The following is a 23,856-nucleotide window of genomic DNA, read 5'->3' on the forward strand; positions in this document are numbered from 1 at the left end:
TGGTGCGAGTTGAATAGAACCTTGAGAAAACGCCCCATTTTCAAAAAACAGCACACCCCGACCAAGTGTACTGTATTCTAAAACTTTTTGATTTCCTCCCAAACGGATTGTCTGACGAATTGTCTGGTTATCATTGAGCCCTTCTAGGGAAACTACGCTAGGAATATCTTCTAAAATTTCACCTTGAGTTGAAAGGCGAGTGAATGAACCTTGCCATTCGCCAAGATTTTTCAGCAACGATACCCATTGTGATTGCATAGTCAGTTAAGGTTAAGTAGGTCGGTATAAATAAAGTTAACCAGTTAACGTTGTCCTTTGTCATTAGTCCTTTGTCATTCGTCATTAGTAAGGATTTCGGGTCGGTTGACATTTCGTAACACAGTTCTATTTATTTCTGTCCACTTACTTAGTTGGACTTAACTTTTGGCAAATCGTCGCACTGCAAACAAACTTCCCAATAATCCCACCACAGCACCAAAACTCAGGAGAATCAGGGGTAGTAACAGCGTTTGCAAGGCAGTCAGTTGCAATCCATTGGTGAGAAACTGAATAAATTCGGGTTGGTTTGCCAGCCACTTGCCGAAGAACTGTTGAAGGCAGCTAATAAAACCCCAAGCCATCGCGCCCCCAAGAACGCCAAAAATGATTCCTTGTAAAATAAAGGGCAAATAAATCCAAGCCGAAGTTGCCCCCACCAGTTGCATAATTTCAATTTCCCGCCGTCTTGCTATGACAATCAGGCGAATAGTGGTTGAGGTGACGGCAACTGCTGTTAAGGTAAGGATAGTGGTAATAATTAGTGAAACCCAGTTTAAACCTTGGTGCAATTGGGCAATGCGTTTTAATGCTTCATCTACATACTGTACTGCATCAACTCCCTGTAATTTAGCCAATTGAGTAGCCAAAGTGGGTACAACAGAAGAGTTTTGCGCTTTGACCTTCAACTCATCCACCAGAGGATTATCACCAAGCTGCTGAGTGGCACCGTCAATATCAGAGATTCCCAGTTCCTGAACTAACTTAGTCCAAGCTTGCTCTTTGGTAATTGTCTGAATAGACGCGACTTCTGGCATTTTTGCCACAAGTGGCTCTATCATTTCCACCCGAGCACCCGGATCGAGATAAACCGATACTTCCAGTTGGCTGCCAAATTGATTGAGCAGCTGTTCTAATTGCCAGGAAGTTTGCATGCTCATGCCGAATAAAAACAATAACACGGTGACAGTACTCACGGCTGCCCAGTTCATCCATCCGCCACGTTGCAAACCGAGGAAGGTCTCTTTCAGTAGGTAGTCGGATTTGGTGAAGAATTTAAACACGCCACGCCTCTAGTTTTGTCCTTTGGAGATACGATTGTATCTTATGAACTTTAATCATGATAAATATAAATTTTGTCCAGACGCGCCATGGCACGTCTCTACACTCACGATTTGTATCATCCTTTTCGTGAAATAGTATAAGTAGGTGGGTGGGAATAAACAGAACTATATTACAAAATTTAAATATGGCGGAAAGCCTTACAAATGACTAATGACTAAGGACTAAGGACGACCATTCCCAGTTACCTTTTTTCATCCCGACCTACTTAACTTCAAACAATCTTTAACCAGGAACCGGAATTGTTAAGATGGTTGTAGAGACTAGGTATGCCGCGTCTCTATACTTATAAGACTTACCCAAAAGAAGCGAGTTACACGATTATGCCTATAGAAATCGCCGTTGAAAAGAAAAAGTTACAAAATCCTCCATTAGAACTTCACTATTTGGGCGATCGCGTGCTCCGTCAACCTGCAAAACGCATCTCTAAAATAGACGAGGAACTTCGCCAAATCATTCGCGATATGCTCCAAACCATGTATAGCAAGGATGGCATTGGTTTGGCTGCACCTCAGGTAGGAATCAACAAACAACTGATTGTGATTGACTGCGAACCAGATAACCCAGCCAATCCCCCCTTGGTACTCATTAACCCCACTATTAAACAGGTCAGTCGCGAAGTGTGTGTTGCTCAAGAGGGGTGTTTGAGCATTCCAGGGGTGTATTTGGATGTCAAGCGTCCCGAAGTCATAGAAGTCTCCTACAAAGATGAGAACGGGCGTCCGAGGACGTTAAAAGCTGGAGATTTACTGGGACGCTGCATTCAGCATGAAATGGATCACCTTAACGGTGTAGTATTTGTAGACAGAGTAGAAAATTCTTTGGCTTTAGCACAAGAGCTTTCTAAGCACGGCTTTTCCCATCATGCAGTAAAACCAGTATCATAGGCGGTTTGATAGTGAATACAATGACTCCAAAAAGCGGTTTGTTTCTAGCTGGTTCTTGTATTGCAGCTATAGCAGCAGTTGGTTCAATTTTTGAACTTTCTTCCGGTCAACCAGATTTAGGCACCCAAACAACCGCAATTATTTTAGCACTCAGCATTCCACTGACAGGATTATTTTTTGTTGCTGCAGTGAGGGATGCTAAAGCTAATATTAAATAAGCATCAGGTGTAAAAAAAAGGGAAAGGAAAAAGGACAAAGGAAATATAAATTCTTTTACCTTTTGCCTTTTACCTTTTACTTAGAGATTTCCAAATCACAAAGTATCCAAAAATTTCTTGTAGAACGGGCACGCAGCCCGTAGGTTGGGTTAAGTCACGAAACCCAACACACAATAAAGTATGAAGGATGAAGTATCAAGGATAAAAAAATCAGTCCGTCGGTTGGGTTGAGGAGATCTACGCAACATTTAATCTCAGACATACCACAGCCCGTAGGTTGGGTTGAGGCACGAAACCCAACACACAATAAAGTATGAAGGATGAAGTATCAAGGATAAAAAAATCAGTCCGTAGGTTGGGGAGCCACTGCGTTTTGGGGGTTCCCCCCATTGAAGCAAGTGGCGTTTGAGTCACGAAACCCAACATCTAATCAAATTGTTTTATGTCACGAATGCACTTCTAAATTCCGTAATGAGACGGACAAAGATACCCATCCCACAAAAGCTTCAAGGATTCCTAAATAAGGTACGTCCGTAAGGTTGCAAAACAACAACACCTCTTAATTCATCCAAATGAAAACGGATATAATTCTCTTTTTTCCCTCGTTGTGTCAGAAAAGTTCAAACTACCACTGCCAAGCTTACAAATTTCAATGACAGTGCTTTGTCTGTACTTTAATCTTACTTCCTGAATACAAGTTTCTAATTCTTGTACCTTACAATACAATTTAGTTTTGAGATAAAAAGTTAATATATTCGCTATATCAAATATAGCTTTTGTGCCCCTATTTACAGATAGGGTTTAGTTGTAATTTCATAGATTGTATGAACAACATAGATATTGATGAATTAGGTAAACAGGTAAGTTTTGCCTACATCTTTTTCAACGGCTATGGCTTTTTTTCATCAAAAGAAGTGGCTAACTGGTTAGATTTAGATGCTCTTCCTGATTGGGAACATGATAGCATTCTGGATTTATTAGCAGTAGATAAAATGATAGAGTTGGCTCAATTAGGTAATGAATTAGCTCAAAAATACGTAGATTTTTTTAAATTAAGAGGAACACATACTGAAAAAGTTGCTACGAAAGGCTTGGGTCTGAATTTAAAGCTATTAAAAACAGTACTGGCTTGTCAGAAAGCGATCGCACCTCCCTATATTCCACGTTCTTTAGGGACTTCCAAATAAACAGTACCTTAAAATTCCTGGTGGTGCAGGTTGAAAGTGCAAAGAAAAACATATAAGTTCGTAGTTGCGCTATCTAACCTGCGGCACGCAAGAGTAGCGCTGAAATGTAGCTGCAAAATGACTTGCAGTCATATTTCATATTCCCAATCGCCGCATCATTCCCATACCCATTGTAGTTTTGCGTCCTGCACCGCAGTAGAGAGCAAAATCAGCAAGGGCATTGATATGTTTGATAATCAGTGGATCGACATTTCCTAAAATTCGATAATTCACTTCGCCGACACAACCAATAAACTTGCTGCGAGAATCAACTGCTACCGCTGTACGAATATTAAAGAAACTGGGGAAAATGACTTCTGTTAGATTTGGTTGTAAAGCAATACCACTGTATTTATTCCAGCGTTGAAGTAAACTATTGAAAACACATTCCCTAGTTGGTAAAGCTGCGTCAAAATGACCTTGGCGGAAATTGGTGGGAGTGCAAAAATTGAGGGCAATTTGGCGATCGCTATCGGAAGCTTGCTCGTATAATTGGGCGTAGGTTGTGGCATTTGCCCAAGGTTGCTTTGGCTGAGGGGTGCCAAGGATGGTAGTAATATATAGATTCGCGGGTCCTAGGTGCCAAGGATGAGAAGGATTAAGATTGAGCCAGAGTTGAGTCAGTTGACCAAAGAGAGTGTCGTCTAGCAAAGATATGCGCCACCAACAAGGAGTTCCCGTGGGTATGGGTTTTTCGTGTTCCCATTGCAAAGTTTGCTCTGAAGTTTTGTTCTTGTTTGTTGGGTTAGCTTTGACTTGCAACGGGCTGATAGTGAAAGCTTTGTCAGCAGTAGCGTCATGAAGGCTTGAGCCTAGTGTTCTATCTACAGAACTAACAAGGTTAAGAAACAGTGCATGGAGATGTCTACCAGTTAAGAATTGTTGTGGAATGGGAGATTGAGGAAGTAAATGCAGAACTAGGCTGTGAGGCATAGAATTTTTTTCATAGAGAAAAATATGAACGCTGTTAATAACTATAATTTAGCAGTCGTGTTTATTAACAATGACTTCCTTCTCGCCAGAAAACTACACCTATACCATTTCACGAAAAGCCCGAGGTTTTGTCCGCGTTGTGACCATCACTATAAACGGGTTCTCAACGATGGGTGTAGCAGTACATATTGTTGTACTGCTATATCGAATCGCAAAGAATCAACTAAATTGTTATACTTGCAGGATTAGCAACTGGTAGAAAAGTGCATGAATTCGTGTTGCAAGTAAAGCTTTAGACAAAGATTAAGACACTGACTGCCAAGGTGATGGAATAGGAATAACTGACAGAATCTTTGCTACTTGTAACTTAATCCCTGTCCTGCCACAATGAGGACAAGTAACCCTGATTTCTTCCTGCTGTGGTTCGCGCTGGTGCTGAATCAACATACCTTCTTTACAATGCCAACATTCGCAAATAACCCGTCCTTCAGGTTTATCGACATCTAACAAGCGGATATGTTGTCCAAAAACTGGTTCCGGTTCCGGTTCATCATATTCGGGTCTTTCTGACCGGGGACGAGGGCGAGGTCTCCCATCATCTGACTCATGTCTTGGTTGGGGGCGAGGGCGGGGGCGGATGGGGTCGTCTTGAGTCATAATCAGAAACCTCTGTAGCTTTATCAATAAATTTTTCGTCTTTCTGATGTTAGCAGCTACCTAATATGATGGCTCACTTTTCACCTAAAATAAATCGGGAGTGCGGAAGCGCACCATGCCTGTGTGGTAACAAGTACTCAGTTAAGTCTTTTTGATTTAAGTGAATATACTAAACCTGACAGTCGGATACCTAGAAAATATGGCAAAACTTCCTAGGGAATCTCCGAACCTTTAGGTCGGAGAGAGTCAATGCTTACCTATTGTGTTAAGGGATTACTAATATAGCCACATTTGTTATCATTACATACCGCCGCAAGCCTTTCAGAAAACTTGCTAACTCGTGTAAATTGTGGATGGATTACGATTTCACCCTTCTTGTTGATATAACCCCACTTGTCTTTAATCATTACCGATGCCAACCCTTCTGAGAAGTTATATCGGTTTTCTAAATTGTGACAGTTGATTGGCTCTGAATTTCCGGAATGTAGATTTTTGCGTGGCTCTGCGACATCACATCTAAATTTTGAATAGGGATCGATTTTAGCATCATCAAACTGTGGCTCAATAACAATGGTGCCATTTGTGTGGATGTAACCCCACTTGCCGTTAATTTTTATTGGTGCCAAATCTTCTGAAAAGCTGCCAATATTATCAAACTGTGGCTGAATAACAATGGTACCATTGGTGTCGATGTAACCCCACTTGGCATTGATTTTTACTGGTGCTAGCTTTTGGGTAAATTTATGAGCTTCATCAAATTTTTGCTCAATCTCAATTTTACCATTTGTGTTAATGTAACCCCACTTGTCATCAATTTTTACTGGTGCTAGATTTTCAGAAAAGTCACCAGCACCACTAAAGTTCCGTTCAACGGCAATTTCCCCATTCTTGTCTATATAACCACAAATACTAGTAGGACATACACGTGCTAATCCTTCAGAAAATTGGTTGGCAGCATTTCTTGCATATTGTGGCTGAATCGAGAATGTTCCGTCCTTCTTAATATAGCCCCTGTTCTTACCATAAGTCCATGCTAGTGCCAGTCCTTCAGAAAAGCTTTGAGCACCATCAAAAGTTGGCGGAATTACAATGTTACCAGTTGGGTTGATATAGCCTGTTCTGCCATTAATTCTTACACGTGCTAGCCCTTCAGAAAAGGCATCAGCCATGTCAAATTTTGATTCAATTTCGTAATCGATTTTTGGTAGAGGGGGAATTGGTGATAAACTTGAAACAGTTTTTGTTATTAATATAGTAGAGGGTATGCCAATTACCAATATCCCTGTGATAGAGGTGATACCTCCATTCCATTTTATGGCTCTTATTATAGCAGCACATCCTTTAAGGATATTGGGCAAATTCTTCCATAAGTTATTTGACTGCTGGGGGGACTTATTAGATTGTGGTGGATGATGCGGCATAGGTTTTATCTCCCTGATTGTTAATACTGTTGGTAGTCAGCATTTAGCTTTAATCATTAAGATAAGAAAAAACACCAAATGGTGCAGCTACACTTTATGTTGCTTTGAATGTCAAATCAGGCTTTTAAAAATACACTTTTCTGTATCCACTCAAAGATTTAACGTGTTAAAGGTTTTCTCAACACGTTAAATCTGGCTTTTAAAAATACACTTTTCTGTATCCACACTTCTTAAACAACTTGTATCGCTGGTTGAGTAGTTAGGTTGTAAATAGAGAGTGCGATGGCGCGGAGCGTGCCGCCCTAGCAAGGAAGTTCTGCAAACCTTACGAGCGTGCCAGAAGCCTACACCCACCAGGAGTTATTTCTAGCCAGACTTTTAACGGAATGTAAAGAGTCAGATGAAAATTCACTTTTATTTTAGATTTTATGTGATAAATGTTACAAAAAAATGTGATAGCGAGTATTTGGGAACGCTTGTAATGCCCATCGTGCAAACTTTGAACCTATCCCACTATTCTAAAAATGCCTAATTGTTGGGTTCCCCGGTTATAACGAAAAAGCGCTCCTGAGAGTGTTTGAGCCAACGTTCAATTTCTTCCAACACCCATTCACGACCTGTGAAACCTTTAGTGAGTTTTGCGATTTCGTTATCAAAGCTTATGGGAGTAACCCCAGATTTGTTAAGTATAGCCATAGGAGTTGTTATAACAATATAGTTTAGTTAAAGGTAAAAGGCTGGTTAGTGATGTGAAATTTGGAATTAGCAACCCACTTCCTACTCCCTATGTTTCTTAATAGCTGCCTTCTCTAACTTATTAATTGGGGTACATGGTTCAAAATTTGCATTCCAGATTTTTATTGTTTTAACTTGAATTTGACTAACTTAAAGCTTGCGGGTAAGCAAGAAGGCTGCACCAAAGCTTTTGCTAGCAAAGTCTTGTTGACGTTTTAAGGGTAAGGCAACTACAACTACAGATGTAGATGAAGTACTGCCTTGAGATACTGGCTTTACATCCAACACTAAGATGTTAGGAAATACTATAGGAGATGGTAAAGATTTAGTCTTAGTTGTAGTGGGAACAAGGGTCATGTCTACAGTATCGCCTGCTTGCAAGTTACCACCTAATATCATCGCAGGTGTTGCAGGAATACCAACGGCAACAGTATCAACTAAGCGACTCGGATCGATTTTAGAGCTAAGAAGTTTTTCAGTTAAAAACTTTTGCTTAGAAATTTTGGTCAGGGTGTAACGACCTACAAGTTCTTGCGATTCTTTTAAAATCTTTGAAGGAATGTCTTTTTTCGCGTAAGTTTTTGAACTGAGATCGTCTGGTTTTATCTGATAATAGACAGGTAAATCCCGTTTGGGAACTTGAATCTCAATTTTCGTTTGAGTTTCGAGGTAAATAGCCCCGGTAACTCCAACAAACAAAGCCAGTATAGTTATCCATTGGCTGAGGGATGGTATAAACAGCCACTGTTTGAAGAGCATTTTCATAGACACTATGGCGAGTTTTGAGTTTTAGCTGCATCAGGATCTTTGTACTGTAAAAATACTGTAGTATTGCTGTTATAAAGCAACTGATGAATCTTATCCCAGAGTTCAATCTCTTCTGAGGGTGTTTTGGGCAGTTCTAATCGCATTTGTTTTAATAATTCATTACGATAAAGGTCAAAGCCTGCTTTAATTTGTTGAGCATAAAGTAAGGCACTTTCTAAAGCGCTATGATAAGCGAACATCGCTAAGAATAATCCTCCCCAAAAACACGTTAGAAAAAGCCATCCAGATGCCTGAACAACTACTAAATAAACACCAGTGACTAGACCAAAAATACCGCTCAAAGCAGAAACCACAAGCATAAAGTCTAGAGAGCCTTTTGCTTCAGCAATAGTCTGAATAAAACGTTCAGGAAACAAATTATACAAACGCGGCCAGATAAGAACAGCATCTATCTCATAGCGATAGAAGGAGTATAGCTCAGCATTTTTGAGAATGTTGCCTAAGCGAGTTGGCATAACCTGTTCTGGTTCTGGGGGATAATACAAGTAGATAGATTCATAATTAACTGGCTTATCTAAGTCTTTTAAACGAGCTTGATACCAATTCTTACGGTTATTTTCTAATAATCGACTGAGTGGAAAATTCCAGTAGCCTTCATAAAAGTGTAGGATTGTATTAAAAAGGCTAGATAAGATAATAGAGAAGAATAAAATCCAACTAAAAAAGCCAATAATTTGCAAAGCTTTTAATATACTATCTAGTTGATTCCATTCTTTCAAGACGCTAACAAAATCTCCCTGTCCCGCAAGTACAACTGCGATCGCCAATCCCCAAAAAAGAAAACTGGGAAAAAAGGCATTCATGAGGAAACGGCGACCAAGAAGTCCGGGGGCTTCTTTGAGAACATCATTTAACATAACTGTTTCCTTAAGAGAGTGTTAGCGGATGCTTTGGTTCATTAGGATTTTGACAGGTGGGCAGTTTTTTCCGATTGAAAAAAGACAACTTATTGGCAAAATCGCACTTAGCACACCGAACGGAGCACTTTGGTTGCTGGTGTTTCCCTCCTAAACCACTGTCACCAATAGATCCTATGTTACCGCGCAATTGATAATCACGATTTTTTAAATATTCGTGAATAGCTGCAACAGTTAATATCCCAACAACTGTATTATCATCGATGACTATTGCTCCCTTAGTTTTGTCATACTGCTTGATAATACTTTCCCACTTCACGAGGTCTTGCATATCCACTTGACAACCAACAATGATAGTAGGAGGGAACCCTACCTTAATATCCAATAAAGAGGTAGAACCTTGGTTCTTCGCTCGCTCTAAATCATCAGCCAAAACCAGTGCTACTGGTTCTGAATGCTCATCCAAAACGACACCATATTTGTCATCTACTAGTCGAGCCAAAGCTTCTGCTGGACTTAGTGTTCCAACAAGTAACTGAAAGTTCTTGGTTATGTGGTCTTTTACGCAGTTCATGTAATTATTTTCAGTAACGAATTAATAAAAAAAGTGCTTAAAGAATGGACGAGTGGCGTTCCTACAGAGTCGATTCAGTTATTTAAATACTTGCTGTAAAATAGATATAAACATCATCCTCAACACATCTGAAACACCACCCTTACATAGAGTTATTCTTTATTAATTTCCAACAGCAATAGCATCGGAAACATTATCCTGTTGCAAGACTTGCTCGTATTTCTCACGAACTTGAGAAGGCAATTCTTCAGGTGAAACTATTTCTTCTTTGACTGCTGTTGTAGTAGGTTGGTTGTGATAAGAAAATCCAGTACCAACTTTTTCTTTGCCAAGCTTGACTTGGGTGATTGCGTTCCGAATATCGGATTGCAAAATCCTTCGCTCTTCTCCAGTCCGGACAACAGCTTGGCTTGCAGCTAACTTAACTACATTGAGAATATCTCCACCAGCTAAACCTGTAGACTCTTGCGCTAACCATTCAACGGTAACGTCATTAGCACACGGAACTTCTATAGGTAGTAATAATTTCCATAATTGTAGAAGGCATTCTTCGTTTGGAAGTTCAAATTCAATATGTGCTTGAATTCTTCGCACAAATGCGCCATCGTAATTTCCTGGTAAATTAGTAGCAAAAATTACGCACTCATTGAATTTATCTAACTCCAACAGCATGACGGAACGGCTAACATTGACTCCGTGATCGGCACTTTGGGTAACATTGGTGAGTCGTTTGCCAAGAATTGAATCAGCTTCGTCAAAGAATAATACTGCTCCGGTTTCGCGGGCTTTGTTGAACGCTGCTTTAATATTTTTTGGAGTTTCTCTTTGAATGATGAAGATTCTGATGTGCGTTCGAGTGCTGCAAGAGCATTAGGAGAAATCAAAGATACCCAGGCGGTAACAGCATTAATTTATGCTTTGAATGATGAAAATTCTTTTGTGCGTAGAATTGCCGCAGATGCATTAGGAAAAATCAAAGATATCCAGGCGGTAACAGCATTGATTCATGCTTTGAATCATGAGGATTTTTCTGTGCGTTCGAGTGCTGCAATAGCATTAGGAAAAATTAAAGATCCCCAGGCAGTAGCAGTATTAATTCATGCTTTGAATGATGAAGATTCTGATGTGCGTTCGAGTGCTGCAAGAGCATTAGGAGAAATCAAAGATACCCAGGCGGTAGCAGTATTGATTCATGCTTTGAATGATGAGGATTCTTCTGTGCGTAGAAGTGCCGCAGATGCATTAGGAAAAATCAAAGATATCCAGGCGGTAGCAGCATTGATTCATGCTTTGAATGACGAAGATTCTGATGTGCGTTCGAGCGCTGCAAGAGCATTAGGAAAAATCAAAGATACCCAGGCAGTAGCAGCATTGATTCATGCTTTGAATGATGAAAATTCTTTTGTGCGAGAGAGTGCCGCAGATGCATTAGGAAAAATCAAAGATACCCAGGCGGTATCAGTATTAATTCATACTTTGAATGATAAAAATTTTTTTGTGCGAGAGAGTGCCGCAGATGCATTAGGAAAAATCAAAGATACCCAGGCGGTAGCAGCATTGATTCGTGCTTTGAATGACGAAGATTCTTCTGTGCGTTCGAGCGTTGCAATAGCATTAGGAGAAATCAAAGATACCCAGGCGGTAGCAGTATTGATTAATGCTTTGAATGATGAAGATTCTTTTGTGCGAGGGAGTGCCGCATATGCATTAGGAAAAATCCAAAATACCCAGGCAGTAGCAGCATTGATTCAAGCTTTGAATGATGAAGGCTCTTTTGTGCGTTTGTGGGCTGCATATGCATTAGGAGAAACTGGTAGTTCTGAAATACTTTCTCCTATTTGGCAGTTACGATTAAATGGGGTAGACAATGCAAAGAATATTATTTCAGAAATTCAAGAGCGTTACAAGTTTTATAACCACGAACTTTTTCATTCTCCCTTAATTCAAGAGGCGACTAAAACCGAATCGGAAACTATGAAATACCAAGATTTTCAAATATTGGTTGATAGAAATAACCAAATTCGCGCCTCTTCAGAACAAGGTGAGGCTTTGGGTGAATTCCACTTGGAAATGAACGAGATTAACTTAACATTAAAATTAATTAAGCTTCGACAAACAGATAGCGAATTGCTCAAATTACTGGGTCGTAAACTTTACCAAGCCCTTTTTCCCAACCAAATTAACACTCGCTTCCATGCTACACTAGCGGGGGCACAAGCAAAGGGATATAGCGTCCGCTTGCGCTTGATATTTCAATCTCCCCAATTAGCCGCTCTCCCCTGGGAATTCCTCTATGACGAGGAAACCAATAGCTTTTTAGGAAACAACACCCAAACAGTTCTCTCTCGCTATATTGATGTTCCCCTGCAAAAACGGGTCATAGCCGCTAAATTACCCCTGAAAGCGCTACTTGTCATTTCATCTCCTACCGATTTAACAAAATTAGACGCAACTGGTGAAGAAACCCTCATTCGGTCAGCGCTGAAAAAACACATAGAAGCAGGTAAAATAGAGTTAGATATTATACGAGAAGCAACCATTCGCAACATTAATCAAAAGCTGCGCGAAAAACCCTACAATATATTCCACTTCATCGGGCATAGTGTTTTTGAGAACAACAAAGGCTACATAGCGCTGGAAGATACTAATAAGACAGCTAAATTATTGGATGATGAAGGTTTCGCCAACTGCTTCTTGGGCAATAGCAGCCTGGGGTTAGCTGTGCTCAATTCTTGTCAAGGAGCAGAGGTGTCGGAGCATCAAATCTTTGCAGGAATAGCACCTAACCTGGTGCGTCGGGGAATACCAGCGGTAATTGCCATGCAATATCCTATCCTCGATACCACCGCCAAGGTTTTTGCCGATGAATTCTACCGTACCCTTGTCTTGAACTATCCCTTAGACACTGCTATCCAGACAACCCGCAACGCCATTTCTCAGGAAGTTGGATTGGATAAACCCGACTTTGCTACACCAGTACTCTATATGCGTGCTCCAGATGGAATCATTTTAAATTTTGCCAGTAACTGACATCTTGCACCTTCTCAATAAAGGGGTGGTGGGCGGTGCCCACCCTACGTAATAATAAGCTTTTCAGCCTATTATTTTCGCTTGGGAAATGGTGGTGCAAGATATGAGGTAATTAAGAAGATATACCAATAAGGTTCAGTTAAGGTTAATGTGTAAAAAATCACGTATGTACGTATTAAAACGCAGAGTAGGTATAGGTTGTTATAAGGGCGAACAACCGTTCGCCCCTACTTCACGTACCTGAAATATGCTGTATATGAACCTTTTTAACTTTGTTTTCTAAGTTGCCAAAGTCTTCCTGGTATAAAAACTTCTACTAGCTGACCTTGCGCTGGTTTGAGCCCCTTGATAAATTTACCAGAGGGTCGAAATACCAAAAGTTCTATATCTGCCGATCGCAAAGGACTGCGTTGTGAAGATTCCCCTTGTTGTAGCGACTGCTGTAGAGAAGTGACATTTTCTAATTGGGGGGGTTGACTCAGCAGCAAGAGTGAGACGTTGTCACGCAGCAGGTAACTTAAGGAAATCAAGTCTCCTGTATTTGTGTAGTCATCGCCAATGTCGCTGATAACTATTGGAGAAGGCATGGCATTAATACGTCGAGCAACTTCAGCGTTAGAATAGCTCAAGTCTTTGTTCCACCAAGTGTCAGAGAAAGCGCTTACCGTACAGGATGCGATCGCGCCTGCTGTTACTACCACCATGATACCCCGCCAAAATTTGCGTCCCTGCAGGATATGAGCACCCAGCAAGTAAGCAACAGCCAGTTGTATACCGGGATAGCAGGAGATGAGGTAGCGGCTTACAGCAGAGCGTTTACCTCCTAATAGTAAATCTGGCAGAACCAATATCAGGAAAGGCACAAAAATTGAAGTTAGGACAAATAGCCAAGTTCCTCGACTCGTGCGACAACACAAGGTATAAATTGCGACTGCAACAAGGAGAAGAATGAGTAACCTTGGCACATAATTCCAGACATTATCAAAGCCAAAATCTAAGTCGAAAAACAGGGAACTAAAGCTGAGTATCCATAATTTAACCAGGTAAAGAAAATCAACTTTGCCCCTCGTCCAATCTGTAGTTGCCGCAGCACGTTGATAATTAGTTGCCAGTACAATTAACCAAGGAGCGTACAGCAGAAGCGAACCTGCGATCGCAAGCAAAAATTGGATGACAGTTTTGTGTCCTGTACCGCGACCAAAGAACCCCAATTTCCCCCCTCGCCCAGAAGAAGAGATGGGCTCATCAACTCCAGTAAAAGAGGGCTTGCGGACAGGTAACTCTAACAGCAGTACGTAAACCCCTTGAGCAATCACCGTCAAACCAAAAAAGGGGTGCGTATAAAAGCCCAAAGCATTAGATAAAGCGTATAATCCCCAATTTCCCAATTTGGGTAAGCGTATAGCCCGCAGCAGTAAAAAACTACTACCGATCGCAGTAGTCGTTAGCAAACTGTATTGTCTTGCCGTTTGAGCAAACAGTATATCAAAAGGAGATAGAGCCAACAGCACCGTTGCCAGTATCGCGATGATTGGTGAGGCAAAAAGTTCTAGCCCCAAAGCGTACATTAAAGGTAATCCCATCAAGCTAAATAGCACTGGTAGAACACGGGATGCTGTTAGGGAACTGCCAAAAGCTTGCATCCAAAACCGTGCTATCAAAAAGTAGAAAGGCGGATGTTGTGGATCTTCAATAGCTAGAGATTGAATTGTATCTGCGGGAGTACTGCCTAATTTAGGGCGCTGATACTTTTGTAAATCTGATGCTAAAACTATCCGATTTTGAAAAAGCTCTTGGTCAATTTCGTTACGCGTGAAGCCCGCCGCTCTCATGGATGTATAGACTTCATCATGCCAGTAAAGTTTGTTGCCAAGGTTAAAGAAGTGAAAAAAAACACCTACTACCAACAGGGCGATAATAAAAAATCTAAACCACCGTGGAGCCAGTAACCAATGCTTCATTATCTTATGAGAATTTTGTTATTAAGTAGTTTTTATTGTTGTAGAGGATGATACTGCATAACTTTAGCTATAGCAATCCTAAATCCTTTGTCAAATTTCCCTTTCTTTTCTTGGCGCTCTTTGCGTCTTGGCGGTTAATAATTTTTACAACTTAAATAAGATGCACCAAATAGTTTTGACCTAACCCCCCTGCCCCCTTCCCTAGAAGGGAATGGGGTTTCAAAGGCGAATCTTTGGCAGTGCCCACCCTACGTCTGGCTGTTGATTCAAGATTTAGCTAATTTCCAGAATTGGTAATATCTATTAACGTAGATTCTCCGAACTTTTGTATTGTACTTTTTCTCTATTTCTTTACGTAAGCTGCTAGAAGGGTTGAATAGGAAAACATCAGTGAATCCTTGAGGAAGTTTGGAAAGATTTTTAGATTTTACCAGTAGAAAACGTACCTTTGGCTGTACAAGATAGCTTAAGGAAAACGTGTTTCCAAAATTGATGCCAGAAGAGTCGCTGATGACAAGTGGACGAGAAGCCCGATTGACAATTTTGGCAACTTGTGGATTGCTGTAACTCACGCCTTTACTCCACCAAGTTTCTTTCTGGGAAATCACTGTACAAGAAATGACACCACTCAAAATAATTATAATTAAAATCATTTCCCATAATTTTCGGCGTACAAGAATTCCATTGTACAGTTGATTAGCTACTAAGTAGGCAACAGCCAGTTGGATACCTAAATAGGAGGGCATTAAATAAGCTTCAGCAGTTGCTCGTATTCCTCCAAACATGATATCTGACAGCATAAGTGGTATGGCTGGCACAGCAATTAACATCACAACAAATAACCAAACTTTTGGATGCGTTGTCAGACAAAGAATATAAATTGAGTAGCCCACTCCTATTAGAAAAATAGGGGTTATTAAAAAGTTAAATGGGTGTTCAAAACCTAAATCTAAGTCAACAAAAATCCGGCTTAACTGAGTTAGCCAAGCAGGAAACAGGGCTAAGAAGGGTAACTTAGATGATGGCAAAATTGTTGTACGTTGAAATTGAAATAGGTTTGAGAGTAAAAAGAGTATCCAAGGAATAAAGCTTGAAAATCCTGCTAAAGATGCCAGTGTATAAGCTCTTAGTGTTTTCGTCCAGCGGAATTCTGCTATTGCCATGACATAAATTCCATGAGCAACTGCTACAAATCCACTCAATAAAGATGTATAAAAACTTAGCGCCAAAGTGACTGCATACAGTCCCCATATGGAAGTATGTTCTTGCTTGTACTGTTCTGTTGCTTCGAGTCGTAGTGCTCTTATCAGTGATGCACTAGATAGTATTATGGTAGTTAGCCATAGAATATACTCTTGTGCTTCTTGGGCGTAGATAAGATGAATTGGGGAAATCGCCATGAGTGCGATCGCAACATAGGGAACCGACAGCGGTACGGTAAATAATTCCCGACACAGCCAATATACACTGGGAAAAACTAGTAAACTGATAATGGCAGACAAACTACGGAGCGCCGTTACTGAAGTACCAAAGATTTGCGCCCACGCTCGCAGTAGTAGGTAATAAAGCGGTGGATGCTGGGGATCTTCTATTGCTAAAGACTTGAGTGTATCACCTAAACTTTTTTCTGAATCGAGTCTTTGAAATTTATCAAAAGCTTCCTTTTTTAGGACACGACTATTAAAGATTTGCCGTTGAACTTCTGTAGAAGTGTATCCTGAAATACGTAATGAAGTATGGGTTTCATCGTGTGAGTAAACTTTGCTATCAAGATTAGAGAAGCGAAAGAATACACCTACCACCAATACCGCAACAATTAGAAACCGCAACCAATGAGGAGCAAGCTTGATTTGCTGCATAGACAGGTTTCTCGATTATGTTGTCAAAAGTGTCTGAGTTGAGTAAGCTAGTACAGAAAGGCTAAAGTATGAAGGATAAAGGATGAAATTAAAAGGCTTACACTGTAAGCTTTGGAGAGATTTACAATAGTCGCCTCATTTACGCCGACTTGTACTAGCCGTGTAAACTGGAATTGCAAGCGCCAATCTTACTTTGAAATGTGTAGCTATGGTGATTTGGGCGATCGCGGTTTTACTATTATCGAGCCTAAAGAGGTTTTGACGATATATCTTTCAATACCTAATGTCATCTTTAGGAATGCAAATTAAGCAACAGAACTTTCGTAGATGGAACACCAGTTTTACGGGCGAACAGCCGAGAGCCCCTACCGATGTACTTCATTTACCTGAAAATTGCTGTCACTGGAATCCTATTAGGGATTGAAATGTGGAGCGCGATCGCTCAAAAGGGCAATAACAGATTTTTGTAGGGTGGGCACTGCCCACCACTCAGGATTACCTTACAATGAAAAAACAACTTGATATTACATTCACTTTTGTTGCCAAATTCGCGGATGGGTAGGTGTTGGAAAACAACTATTGGTCAAAATAGCTGGATTCCTTGAGATACAGGGCTTGTGAGCGTTTTAACAACTCTACCCATCCGCGCTCCTTACACAGACAGCGTTTCAGCGATTTACCCTCTACTCAATCTCCGTTTTTGATGCTATGATAGACTCATCCGCGATTCCGAACAATGAAAACTGCATAAAGACTCGTTTTCAGGCTCCCGCCATTACAATTAACTTGAAACCCTATTAGGGATTGAAACATTTAGGGTGATTTGGTGCCGTTTTTCACTCTGTCCACCAATTACAATTAACTTGAAACCCTATTAGGGATTGAAACTCTATCGTGCGACCGCCAGACCAAATAGACGAATGAAATTACAATTAACTTGAAACCCTATTAGGGATTGAAACTGCAGCTGAGAAACTGCAGGCAAAGATGGAAAAAATTACAATTAACTTGAAACCCTATTAGGGATTGAAACTCAAATACGTAACCAGTAGGATTTTGGATTAAATACCATTACAATTAACTTGAAACCCTATTAGGGATTGAAACTAATTATCTAATTTTGCCTCAACTCTTGTTGGGGCATTACAATTAACTTGAAACCCTATTAGGGATTGAAACCAAGCGCTGTCTGTACTCAACTTTAGGCATGAAGGTGATTACAATTAACTTGAAACCCTATTAGGGATTGAAACGGCAGCTTGGTACATACGACGCTTTTGTTTTCTAGAATTACAATTAACTTGAAACCCTATTAGGGATTGAAACTTGCTCGGACGCAGGGCAAGGGGAAGAGTGCAACTAATTACAATTAACTTGAAACCCTATTAGGGATTGAAACTGGCAAATCAACTATTTGATTGACTAAGGCGTGATTACAATTAACTTGAAACCCTATTAGGGATTGAAACACTTGGGCAGGAAATCTAAAACTTACCTGCCCTCATTACAATTAACTTGAAACCCTATTAGGGATTGAAACCTGACTGCTTTAGCTCCTCCATCGCGGCTTTGACATTACAATTAACTTGAAACCCTATTAGGGATTGAAACCCTATCAAATTTATTATTAAACCTACGAGAGCAATTACAATTAACTTGAAACCCTATTAGGGATTGAAACAATAACTGCTTTCAATGGGACGCCTTCCAAACAGGTCTCAATTACAATTAACTTGAAACCCTATTAGGGATTGAAACTGTCATATTTGAGGTAGAGGGTAGCGCGATCGGGATTACAATTAACTTGAAACCCTATTAGGGATTGAAACTATTGGCTTGTTGCCTTCTAGCGATCGCACGTTAGACCGCATTACAATTAACTTGAAACCCTATTAGGGATTGAAACACGATTAGTGAATATTCTGCCTTCTACGCTCGTATTACAATTAACTTGAAACCCTATTAGGGATTGAAACAAAACAACTCAAGAGAAAACTACGGATTTAAAGACAGATTACAATTAACTTGAAACCCTATTAGGGATTGAAACATTGACGGAGAGCACCCAAAATCACCCCCAGTGCGGAATTACAATTAACTTGAAACCCTATTAGGGATTGAAACTCTTCTTGAAACTTTTCCCCACTCCCTTTTTTCATTACAATTAACTTGAAACCCTATTAGGGATTGAAACTATCCTTCCCAACGTACTTTGACAAGTAAGCAGCGATTACAATTAACTTGAAACCCTATTAGGGATTGAAACTATCCTTCCCAACGTACTTTGACAAGTAAGCAGCGGATTACAATTAACTTGAAACCCTATTAGGGATTGAAACGCTCGCAAGTGGCAGATTTTATTAAAGCAGTGGGAATTACAATTAACTTGAAACCCTATTAGGGATTGAAACTAAACTAGTTAGTCCTACAGTTCTAAAAGTCCTAGCTATTACAATTAACTTGAAACCCTATTAGGGATTGAAACTACCATCACCCAGACAAATTATCGTCTGGGTGACAATACTTATCATTTTTCTTTGCTAGAGAGTTACAAATTATCCAAAAACTGACTTTTTCGCACCATATGCAGCTAAACCTACTACTGCACCAGTTCCAGCGAAAGCAACTAACCCAACACCGTAAGCAGTTCCCACCGAAGAATTTCGGATTTTTATATAAAGTTTTACTAGTCAACTGTTTTGCACTTAAGAGAAAGATTGGCGATCGCGAAGCTAACGGCTGAAGCCGTATCGCGTGGGGCTAAAAATGCCGATTTCAATTGAGATCGTTGCGATTAGGTGTCGGCAGTTGAAGAATCTCAGAAAAACGCGAATACTTAACCGCATCGGTAGGGGGATAATCCGCCGACACTGCAAGTAAGCCAATTTTGATATCCTCGAAATAAATCACACCCCCAATACGTCCTTCAACTTGGAAAGGTCCATGAAATAACCGATACTGTGAAATGTATATCAAAAAAAAGTTCGTAATCTTTATTGTAGAGCCAAATATTTGCTGACAAGTTTTGTGGAGAACAGCATTTAGGTATTCATTATAGGCAGGCTCACCCAGTTAAGTAAATTTTGGATCGTCTGCAAAATGATCCATATAAAATAACCATATATTGGACAAGTCTGCTTCTTTCGTCAGTTTCTGCTTAAGTTCCTGCAATCGGTCGATTTTCATAGTAGTGGATATTGAGGAGATGGAGGGGGCAAACAGTACTGTTAAAAATCTACCACAGACTACGGTCAAAATAGATACAGTATTTGAGGAACTTAATTGTTTTATGCTGTGTTAGTCGATTTAGGAGATGCTATAGTTGCTCAATCCTACTTTGTAACTCAACAAGATCGGGATATCGATCCACGTTTAGTTGATTCAGCCCCCAATCAAAAAAAGCATTCAGAGAAATATAGCGAGATTGTCGTTGCTGCATAGCTTTTTGAATATCTTTGCCATGAAACCAAATCAAATATTGCTTCTGTGTCTAAAACTCCTCTTAAGCAAACTGTTGTTGGTACACAGCAAGACTTGCTTCAATAATATTGTATTTTTTTAGAAAAATAAGCTCAAACAAAGCCATGCAAGTCAAAAGAACCTTTTCTGGCGCGTCTTGGGAATCAATAGTCGGCTACTGCCGTGCTGTGAGAGTTGGGAATCATGTTTACGTATCCGGAACTGCACCAGTCAACGAAGCAGGTGGCGTATTTGCCCCAGGCGATGGTTACGCCCAAGCAAAACGTTGTTTGGAAATCATACAAAAGGCTTTGGAAGACTTGGGTGCAGATACAAGCTGTGTAGTGCGAACCCGTATGTTTGTAACAGATATTAGCCGCTGGGCTGACTATGGACGCGCACATCAAGAATTTTTTGGTGAGAATCCGCCTGCTTCAACGATGGTGGAGGTTAAATCTTTAGTAAATCCGGCAATGTTAATTGAGATAGAAGCAGATGCAGTTTGTAGACACGAGTAAAGATAAGTAGGTGGACTGACAGAAATAAATAGAACTGTGTTACGAAATGTAAACGACCTAAAATCCTTACTAATGACCAATAACACTCGTACTAAGGCTGACTTTTCACGGTATCTGGAAAACCCTACTTCCATTCCTCTCACGCCAGTTGCTACAACTCCCGAAGAGCAACGCACTAGCTCCCCTACAAGGAGAGAAGCTTTGATATCTCCCCCTTCCCTCCGACCGAGCAATACGCCTGCTCAACCGAAGCTCTCAATCACCTTTCTATACAGGGGTTGTGCTAGTCTCGGGTAAGAAATTAATTACTATGTTTCTTAATGCTGTAGAACTCCATTACCTCAGTAAAACAGCCTTCACGCTCCTGGGCGATCGCTCTTAAGCCAAAATATGGCTAATCGCTGCCAGCACTACCCATTGTCGCGTACTCACCTATAGCTCAATTTTCACCTTTACTAACAAACCAATTTTCAACTTTTAAACCATTAAAAAACTCAAAATCAGAAACGTTATTAGTTACCAGAATTAAATTATTACAGAAAGCAATACTCGCAATTTGACCATCTACAAAATGTAGAGACGCGCCATGGCTCGTCTTTACAAGATTGTAGGGCGTCTTTACAATATTTTGGTGCTGCTGATGAAGTGTTTGCCCTCAAAAATGGCAGTGAGGAAGCGATTTCTCTCAAATGCACTCACCAAGGTTGTACTGTAAAAATGTCAGAAGATGGCAATTTCCATTGCCCTTGTCATGGAGCCGTTTTTGCAGCTGATGGTAAAGTGTTAAAAGGTCCGGCAAAACAGAATTTACCTCGATATCAAGTTGTAGAGCGTCAAAATGATAATTTGCAACTGACTGCAGCAAATGATAGTTCGCACTCGCCCCTAGAAATCGCAGCCGATTATTATGTGTTTGCTACTGATACACCGGGCGTACAGCAACTCTTTAAGTTAGTTAAAGGTGATGTTGATGAAGTCGTGCGAAAGCAAGTCGAAAAATTGAGTGTTGCCGATCCGTTTGCGGTGTGTCGTTTTTGGTTCGAGCGCGATTTTGAGTGGCAACACAGTAATTTTACTTCTTTATCAGGCTACCAACTCACCGATAGCATCACCTTGTATCACCGCATTCAGGAGCAATTTATCGAATGGGCAAAACGCACTGGTGGTAGTGTCGTAGAATTACACGCCTACTGCTACAAAGAAAAACAATTTCCCACCCAAGAAGCATTGTTAACAACTTTTGAGGGAGAACTCTATGAAATTGTTCCAGAGTTAAAACAAGCAAAGATGCTACATCGGGAGTTGGTGAATCAAAAGAATTTTTCTGGATATCCACCAAATAGTTACGCCGAACGTCCGGAAACAAGCACCCCTATTATCAACCTGGTATTTGCTGGAGATTGGGTGAAAATGCCTTTTCCCTGCGGATTAATGGAAAGAGCGACAAGCAGTGGTTTGCTAGCAGCTAATGAAATTTTATACCGAGAGGGATTGCAGAGGCGAACTCTTTTGTCAGTCAATCCAGAAGGTTTGCTAGAGATTTAGCGACTTGTAAAGAAAAGCCCAGGTTCAACGCCTGGGCTGAGTTAATAGCTATCTGGCATGAATCAGGGATACAAGAAACTTGCTACATACGGCGGCTCACTCCTAAGTTGTAGGTGGGTATTTGAGGATCTGCGTAGAGCATTTCACTGTAGTATGAATGCTTTGTTTACTACATATAAGTTTACCAAAGTTGTTAACAGCATGATATTTGCTTTTTGCTGAAAATGTCTTAAGCTTGCGAAAAGTTTTGTAAGTCAAATTTTCAAGACAAATCTTTTGGGCTGAGCATCCTTGCCCGTCCACGGACAATAGCTAGCAATCCAACTTTTACAGGCGATCGCGATAAGCTTTTGGTGTCATTGCCATCTGCTTGCGAAACAGTGCAATGAAGTGGCTTGGGCTTTGAAAACCCACAGAGAAACCAATCTCAGCGATCGACCATTTTTTCTCTGCCAGTAGTTTTTTTGCTTGCTCGATTCTACAATTGATTACGTACTGATGAGGAGTAAAACCCGTTGATTGCTTGAACAAGCGGGCAAAGTGATAGGGGCTTATTTCCGCCACACTTGCCAGTTCAGCTAGTGTTAACTCACACTGCAGATTTTCATTGATATACTCAAGAGTTCTGGAGAGCTTATATTTAGGTAAACCTCCAGTCCAATTTTGAACCTGTCGCCTGGAAGTGGAGTATTGGTTCAGCAGACAACTCGCTAGTGCAGTTGCCAGTGATTCACCGTACAGACGCCCAGACAAACATCCAGATTCAAGTTCTGTCTTAAGCGCCAGCCCAATGTGTTGAATTTGGGGACTAATGGTTCCCAAGTTAGGTGCAATCTCTACTTCCTCTTTATAGCCTAACTCCCGTGCAACTTGGGTAACGAGAGTAGGTTGAAGGCGCAGCACGAGGAAGTCAGTATCCTCTAAACACACCCCTTGACATGACAAGCCTGGTGGAAGAATTGTTATTTCACCTGGTGTAAAGTGCTTGTTCAAAAGACGCCCATCCCACAAAAGCTCTGCTTTAGCTGAATGTTTAAAATGCAGGTTTATCACATAGTCTGATAACAATTGTGAGGGCAACTCGTGGGCAGGCATATGCCAGTATTCGACAAGGATGTTGTTCCACCCAGCTTGTACACTTGAAAGAATTGGTACTCCAAATTGACTCTTTGCAAGCTCTCTGTCTACACCCCGAGCTTTCGAGTTTCTGCCTTCAAGCATTGCTATCGCTACCTAAGTATATAATTTCACCGTAAAATGTGCAGTGATTGGCAATGAGTGCAACACTGTATACATTGACTACCCAATCATAGCATGAAATATTGTTTTGCCTGTAATACATTTATCTATGCCAAGAGGGATAGCAATTATTCTCTCTTGAAGGTATTGCACAACCAATAAAGTTAATAACAATTAGAAAATAGGAACCAATAAACCCTCAGAAAATATGAATAGGATAATAATATCTAGTCTATTGTTTTTACTCTTACTACTCTTTATTGTTTCTCCCTTTGCTACTCTTGCTAGCTTGATGCTTTTATTGCTAGCTTCGGCTTTTTTATCATTGCTGTGGAATATTTTCCTTGCAATTATCGGTAGCAATGATACAGGTTCTCACTCATCAGATGGCTAAAAATGAAGGCAATTACTGAAGACAATTACTGGAAACCCAATTGTAGGGTGGGCACTGCCCACCAGCAATCCAACATTTGTCGTCACTCTTACCTAATAAAAACCTCAAATTGTAGTGATGGAAAATGGTGAGGATTGC

At 40.5% G+C, this 23,856-nt stretch carries 22 protein-coding genes, 2 pseudogenes and 1 CRISPR repeat array; of the genes and pseudogenes, 9 read left to right on the plus strand and 15 right to left on the minus strand.

Annotation, left to right across the window (positions count from 1 at the left end; genetic code table 11):
* Positions 1 to 258 (minus strand): DUF3598 family protein (locus ACYRY3_RS15040; protein WP_460202450.1); only part of this gene is annotated, 258 nt, incomplete at its 3' end.
* A gap of 158 nt (positions 259 to 416) precedes the next feature.
* Entirely contained in the window at positions 417 to 1,319 is a 903-nt protein-coding gene (locus ACYRY3_RS15045) for a cell division protein FtsX (RefSeq protein ID WP_460202451.1), read from the minus strand.
* A 381-nt stretch (positions 1,320 to 1,700) separates the two neighbouring features.
* Between ACYRY3_RS15045 and def the strand changes: the two genes are divergently transcribed.
* The 3 genes from def (at position 1,701) to ACYRY3_RS15060 (ending at position 3,669) form a co-directional block, all read left to right on the plus strand.
* The gene (gene def / locus ACYRY3_RS15050) at positions 1,701 to 2,264 is read left to right on the plus strand and encodes a peptide deformylase (protein WP_460202549.1); all 564 of its coding nucleotides are present in this window, start codon (positions 1,701 to 1,703) and stop codon (positions 2,262 to 2,264) included.
* 20 nt (positions 2,265 to 2,284) lie between these two features.
* Complete coding sequence (locus ACYRY3_RS15055; RefSeq protein ID WP_460202452.1) at positions 2,285 to 2,482, plus strand: hypothetical protein; 198 nt, start codon at positions 2,285 to 2,287, stop codon at positions 2,480 to 2,482.
* 824 nt (positions 2,483 to 3,306) lie between these two features.
* On the plus strand, positions 3,307 to 3,669 hold the full coding sequence (locus ACYRY3_RS15060; protein ID WP_460202453.1) for a hypothetical protein: 363 nt from the start codon (positions 3,307 to 3,309) through the stop codon (positions 3,667 to 3,669).
* A 135-nt stretch (positions 3,670 to 3,804) separates the two neighbouring features.
* Here the strand turns inward: ACYRY3_RS15060 and cas6 are convergent, their stop codons facing one another.
* From cas6 to ACYRY3_RS15100, 8 genes are all read right to left on the minus strand, one after another.
* Positions 3,805 to 4,641: a CRISPR-associated endoribonuclease Cas6 gene (gene cas6 / locus ACYRY3_RS15065; protein ID WP_460202454.1), complete on the minus strand. Its 837-nt coding sequence runs from the start codon at positions 4,639 to 4,641 to the stop codon at positions 3,805 to 3,807.
* A 303-nt stretch (positions 4,642 to 4,944) separates the two neighbouring features.
* Positions 4,945 to 5,298 (minus strand): hypothetical protein, encoded by a 354-nt coding sequence (locus ACYRY3_RS15070; protein ID WP_460202455.1) that lies wholly within the window; start codon positions 5,296 to 5,298, stop codon positions 4,945 to 4,947.
* A 257-nt stretch (positions 5,299 to 5,555) separates the two neighbouring features.
* Positions 5,556 to 6,719 carry a WG repeat-containing protein gene (locus ACYRY3_RS15075; RefSeq protein WP_460202456.1) on the minus strand — a complete coding sequence of 388 codons (1,164 nt, stop codon included), beginning with the start codon at positions 6,717 to 6,719 and terminating at the stop codon, positions 5,556 to 5,558.
* A 528-nt stretch (positions 6,720 to 7,247) separates the two neighbouring features.
* On the minus strand, positions 7,248 to 7,415 hold the full coding sequence (locus ACYRY3_RS15080; protein ID WP_460202457.1) for a hypothetical protein: 168 nt from the start codon (positions 7,413 to 7,415) through the stop codon (positions 7,248 to 7,250).
* Positions 7,416 to 7,604: 189 nt separating this feature from the next.
* A complete protein-coding gene (locus ACYRY3_RS15085; protein WP_460202458.1) occupies positions 7,605 to 8,219 on the minus strand; it encodes a CpaB family protein in 615 nt (204 codons plus the stop codon).
* A gap of 5 nt (positions 8,220 to 8,224) precedes the next feature.
* Positions 8,225 to 9,139: a hypothetical protein gene (locus tag ACYRY3_RS15090; protein WP_460202459.1), complete on the minus strand. Its 915-nt coding sequence runs from the start codon at positions 9,137 to 9,139 to the stop codon at positions 8,225 to 8,227.
* 10 nt (positions 9,140 to 9,149) lie between these two features.
* Complete coding sequence (locus ACYRY3_RS15095; protein WP_460202460.1) at positions 9,150 to 9,713, minus strand: hypothetical protein; 564 nt, start codon at positions 9,711 to 9,713, stop codon at positions 9,150 to 9,152.
* A 162-nt stretch (positions 9,714 to 9,875) separates the two neighbouring features.
* Positions 9,876 to 10,559, minus strand: coding sequence for an AAA family ATPase (locus tag ACYRY3_RS15100; RefSeq protein WP_460202550.1), 684 nt, complete (start codon positions 10,557 to 10,559; stop codon positions 9,876 to 9,878).
* Between ACYRY3_RS15100 and ACYRY3_RS15105 the strand changes: the two genes are divergently transcribed.
* Positions 10,539 to 12,743, plus strand: coding sequence for a HEAT repeat domain-containing protein (locus tag ACYRY3_RS15105; RefSeq protein ID WP_460202461.1), 2,205 nt, complete (start codon positions 10,539 to 10,541; stop codon positions 12,741 to 12,743). The genes ACYRY3_RS15100 and ACYRY3_RS15105 overlap by 21 nt on opposite strands.
* 266 nt (positions 12,744 to 13,009) lie before the next feature.
* Here the strand turns inward: ACYRY3_RS15105 and ACYRY3_RS15110 are convergent, their stop codons facing one another.
* The 3 genes from ACYRY3_RS15110 to ACYRY3_RS15120 all read right to left on the minus strand — a co-directional run bounded on the left by ACYRY3_RS15110 (position 13,010) and on the right by ACYRY3_RS15120 (position 19,539).
* Positions 13,010 to 14,704, minus strand: coding sequence for a glycosyltransferase family 39 protein (locus ACYRY3_RS15110; RefSeq protein ID WP_460202462.1), 1,695 nt, complete (start codon positions 14,702 to 14,704; stop codon positions 13,010 to 13,012).
* A gap of 266 nt (positions 14,705 to 14,970) precedes the next feature.
* Complete coding sequence (locus ACYRY3_RS15115; protein ID WP_460202463.1) at positions 14,971 to 16,563, minus strand: glycosyltransferase family 39 protein; 1,593 nt, start codon at positions 16,561 to 16,563, stop codon at positions 14,971 to 14,973.
* Between the two features lie 774 nt (positions 16,564 to 17,337).
* A CRISPR array of direct repeats spans positions 17,338 to 19,048; the repeat unit is 37 nt; unit sequence ATTACAATTAACTTGAAACCCTATTAGGGATTGAAAC.
* Positions 19,049 to 19,338: 290 nt separating this feature from the next.
* Positions 19,339 to 19,539, minus strand: coding sequence for a hypothetical protein (locus ACYRY3_RS15120; RefSeq protein ID WP_460202464.1), 201 nt, complete (start codon positions 19,537 to 19,539; stop codon positions 19,339 to 19,341).
* Positions 19,540 to 19,845: 306 nt separating this feature from the next.
* On the opposite strand from ACYRY3_RS15120, the gene ACYRY3_RS15125 reads away from it, so the two are divergent.
* The 3 genes from ACYRY3_RS15125 to ACYRY3_RS15135 all read left to right on the plus strand — a co-directional run bounded on the left by ACYRY3_RS15125 (position 19,846) and on the right by ACYRY3_RS15135 (position 20,837).
* Positions 19,846 to 20,004 (plus strand): hypothetical protein, encoded by a 159-nt coding sequence (locus ACYRY3_RS15125; protein ID WP_460202465.1) that lies wholly within the window; start codon positions 19,846 to 19,848, stop codon positions 20,002 to 20,004.
* A 143-nt stretch (positions 20,005 to 20,147) separates the two neighbouring features.
* Positions 20,148 to 20,540 (plus strand): RidA family protein, encoded by a 393-nt coding sequence (locus ACYRY3_RS15130; protein WP_460202466.1) that lies wholly within the window; start codon positions 20,148 to 20,150, stop codon positions 20,538 to 20,540.
* A gap of 72 nt (positions 20,541 to 20,612) precedes the next feature.
* Positions 20,613 to 20,837 (plus strand): hypothetical protein, encoded by a 225-nt coding sequence (locus tag ACYRY3_RS15135; protein WP_460202467.1) that lies wholly within the window; start codon positions 20,613 to 20,615, stop codon positions 20,835 to 20,837.
* Positions 20,838 to 20,979: 142 nt separating this feature from the next.
* Here the strand turns inward: ACYRY3_RS15135 and ACYRY3_RS15140 are convergent.
* A pseudogene (locus tag ACYRY3_RS15140) lies at positions 20,980 to 21,126 on the minus strand (VapC toxin family PIN domain ribonuclease); the annotation flags it as partial.
* A gap of 32 nt (positions 21,127 to 21,158) precedes the next feature.
* Here ACYRY3_RS15140 and ACYRY3_RS15145 point away from each other — a divergent pair.
* Positions 21,159 to 22,085, plus strand: a pseudogene (locus ACYRY3_RS15145) (FAD-dependent oxidoreductase); the annotation flags it as partial.
* Between the two features lie 327 nt (positions 22,086 to 22,412).
* Here the strand turns inward: ACYRY3_RS15145 and ACYRY3_RS15150 are convergent.
* Positions 22,413 to 23,306 carry a helix-turn-helix domain-containing protein gene (locus tag ACYRY3_RS15150; RefSeq protein WP_460202468.1) on the minus strand — a complete coding sequence of 298 codons (894 nt, stop codon included), beginning with the start codon at positions 23,304 to 23,306 and terminating at the stop codon, positions 22,413 to 22,415.
* 226 nt (positions 23,307 to 23,532) lie between these two features.
* On the opposite strand from ACYRY3_RS15150, the gene ACYRY3_RS15155 reads away from it, so the two are divergent.
* Positions 23,533 to 23,718, plus strand: coding sequence for a hypothetical protein (locus ACYRY3_RS15155; protein WP_460202469.1), 186 nt, complete (start codon positions 23,533 to 23,535; stop codon positions 23,716 to 23,718).
* Positions 23,719 to 23,856: the final 138 nt, after the last annotated feature.

This window comes from Scytonema sp. NUACC21 (assembly GCF_054684315.1).

Coding starts and splice junctions, on each gene's coding strand:
- def (WP_460202549.1), top strand. CDS start 1,701: ATGCCTATAGAAATCGCCGTTGAAAAGAAAAAGTTACAAAATCCTCCA.
- ACYRY3_RS15055 (WP_460202452.1), top strand. CDS start 2,285: ATGACTCCAAAAAGCGGTTTGTTTCTAGCTGGTTCTTGTATTGCAGCT.
- ACYRY3_RS15060 (WP_460202453.1), top strand. CDS start 3,307: ATGAACAACATAGATATTGATGAATTAGGTAAACAGGTAAGTTTTGCC.
- cas6 (WP_460202454.1), bottom strand. CDS start 4,641: ATGCCTCACAGCCTAGTTCTGCATTTACTTCCTCAATCTCCCATTCCA.
- ACYRY3_RS15070 (WP_460202455.1), bottom strand. CDS start 5,298: ATGACTCAAGACGACCCCATCCGCCCCCGCCCTCGCCCCCAACCAAGA.
- ACYRY3_RS15075 (WP_460202456.1), bottom strand. CDS start 6,719: ATGCCGCATCATCCACCACAATCTAATAAGTCCCCCCAGCAGTCAAAT.
- ACYRY3_RS15080 (WP_460202457.1), bottom strand. CDS start 7,415: ATGGCTATACTTAACAAATCTGGGGTTACTCCCATAAGCTTTGATAAC.
- ACYRY3_RS15085 (WP_460202458.1), bottom strand. CDS start 8,219: ATGAAAATGCTCTTCAAACAGTGGCTGTTTATACCATCCCTCAGCCAA.
- ACYRY3_RS15090 (WP_460202459.1), bottom strand. CDS start 9,139: ATGTTAAATGATGTTCTCAAAGAAGCCCCCGGACTTCTTGGTCGCCGT.
- ACYRY3_RS15095 (WP_460202460.1), bottom strand. CDS start 9,713: ATGAACTGCGTAAAAGACCACATAACCAAGAACTTTCAGTTACTTGTT.
- ACYRY3_RS15110 (WP_460202462.1), bottom strand. CDS start 14,704: ATGAAGCATTGGTTACTGGCTCCACGGTGGTTTAGATTTTTTATTATC.
- ACYRY3_RS15115 (WP_460202463.1), bottom strand. CDS start 16,563: ATGCAGCAAATCAAGCTTGCTCCTCATTGGTTGCGGTTTCTAATTGTT.
- ACYRY3_RS15130 (WP_460202466.1), top strand. CDS start 20,148: ATGCAAGTCAAAAGAACCTTTTCTGGCGCGTCTTGGGAATCAATAGTC.
- ACYRY3_RS15135 (WP_460202467.1), top strand. CDS start 20,613: ATGACCAATAACACTCGTACTAAGGCTGACTTTTCACGGTATCTGGAA.
- ACYRY3_RS15150 (WP_460202468.1), bottom strand. CDS start 23,306: ATGCTTGAAGGCAGAAACTCGAAAGCTCGGGGTGTAGACAGAGAGCTT.
- ACYRY3_RS15155 (WP_460202469.1), top strand. CDS start 23,533: ATGAATAGGATAATAATATCTAGTCTATTGTTTTTACTCTTACTACTC.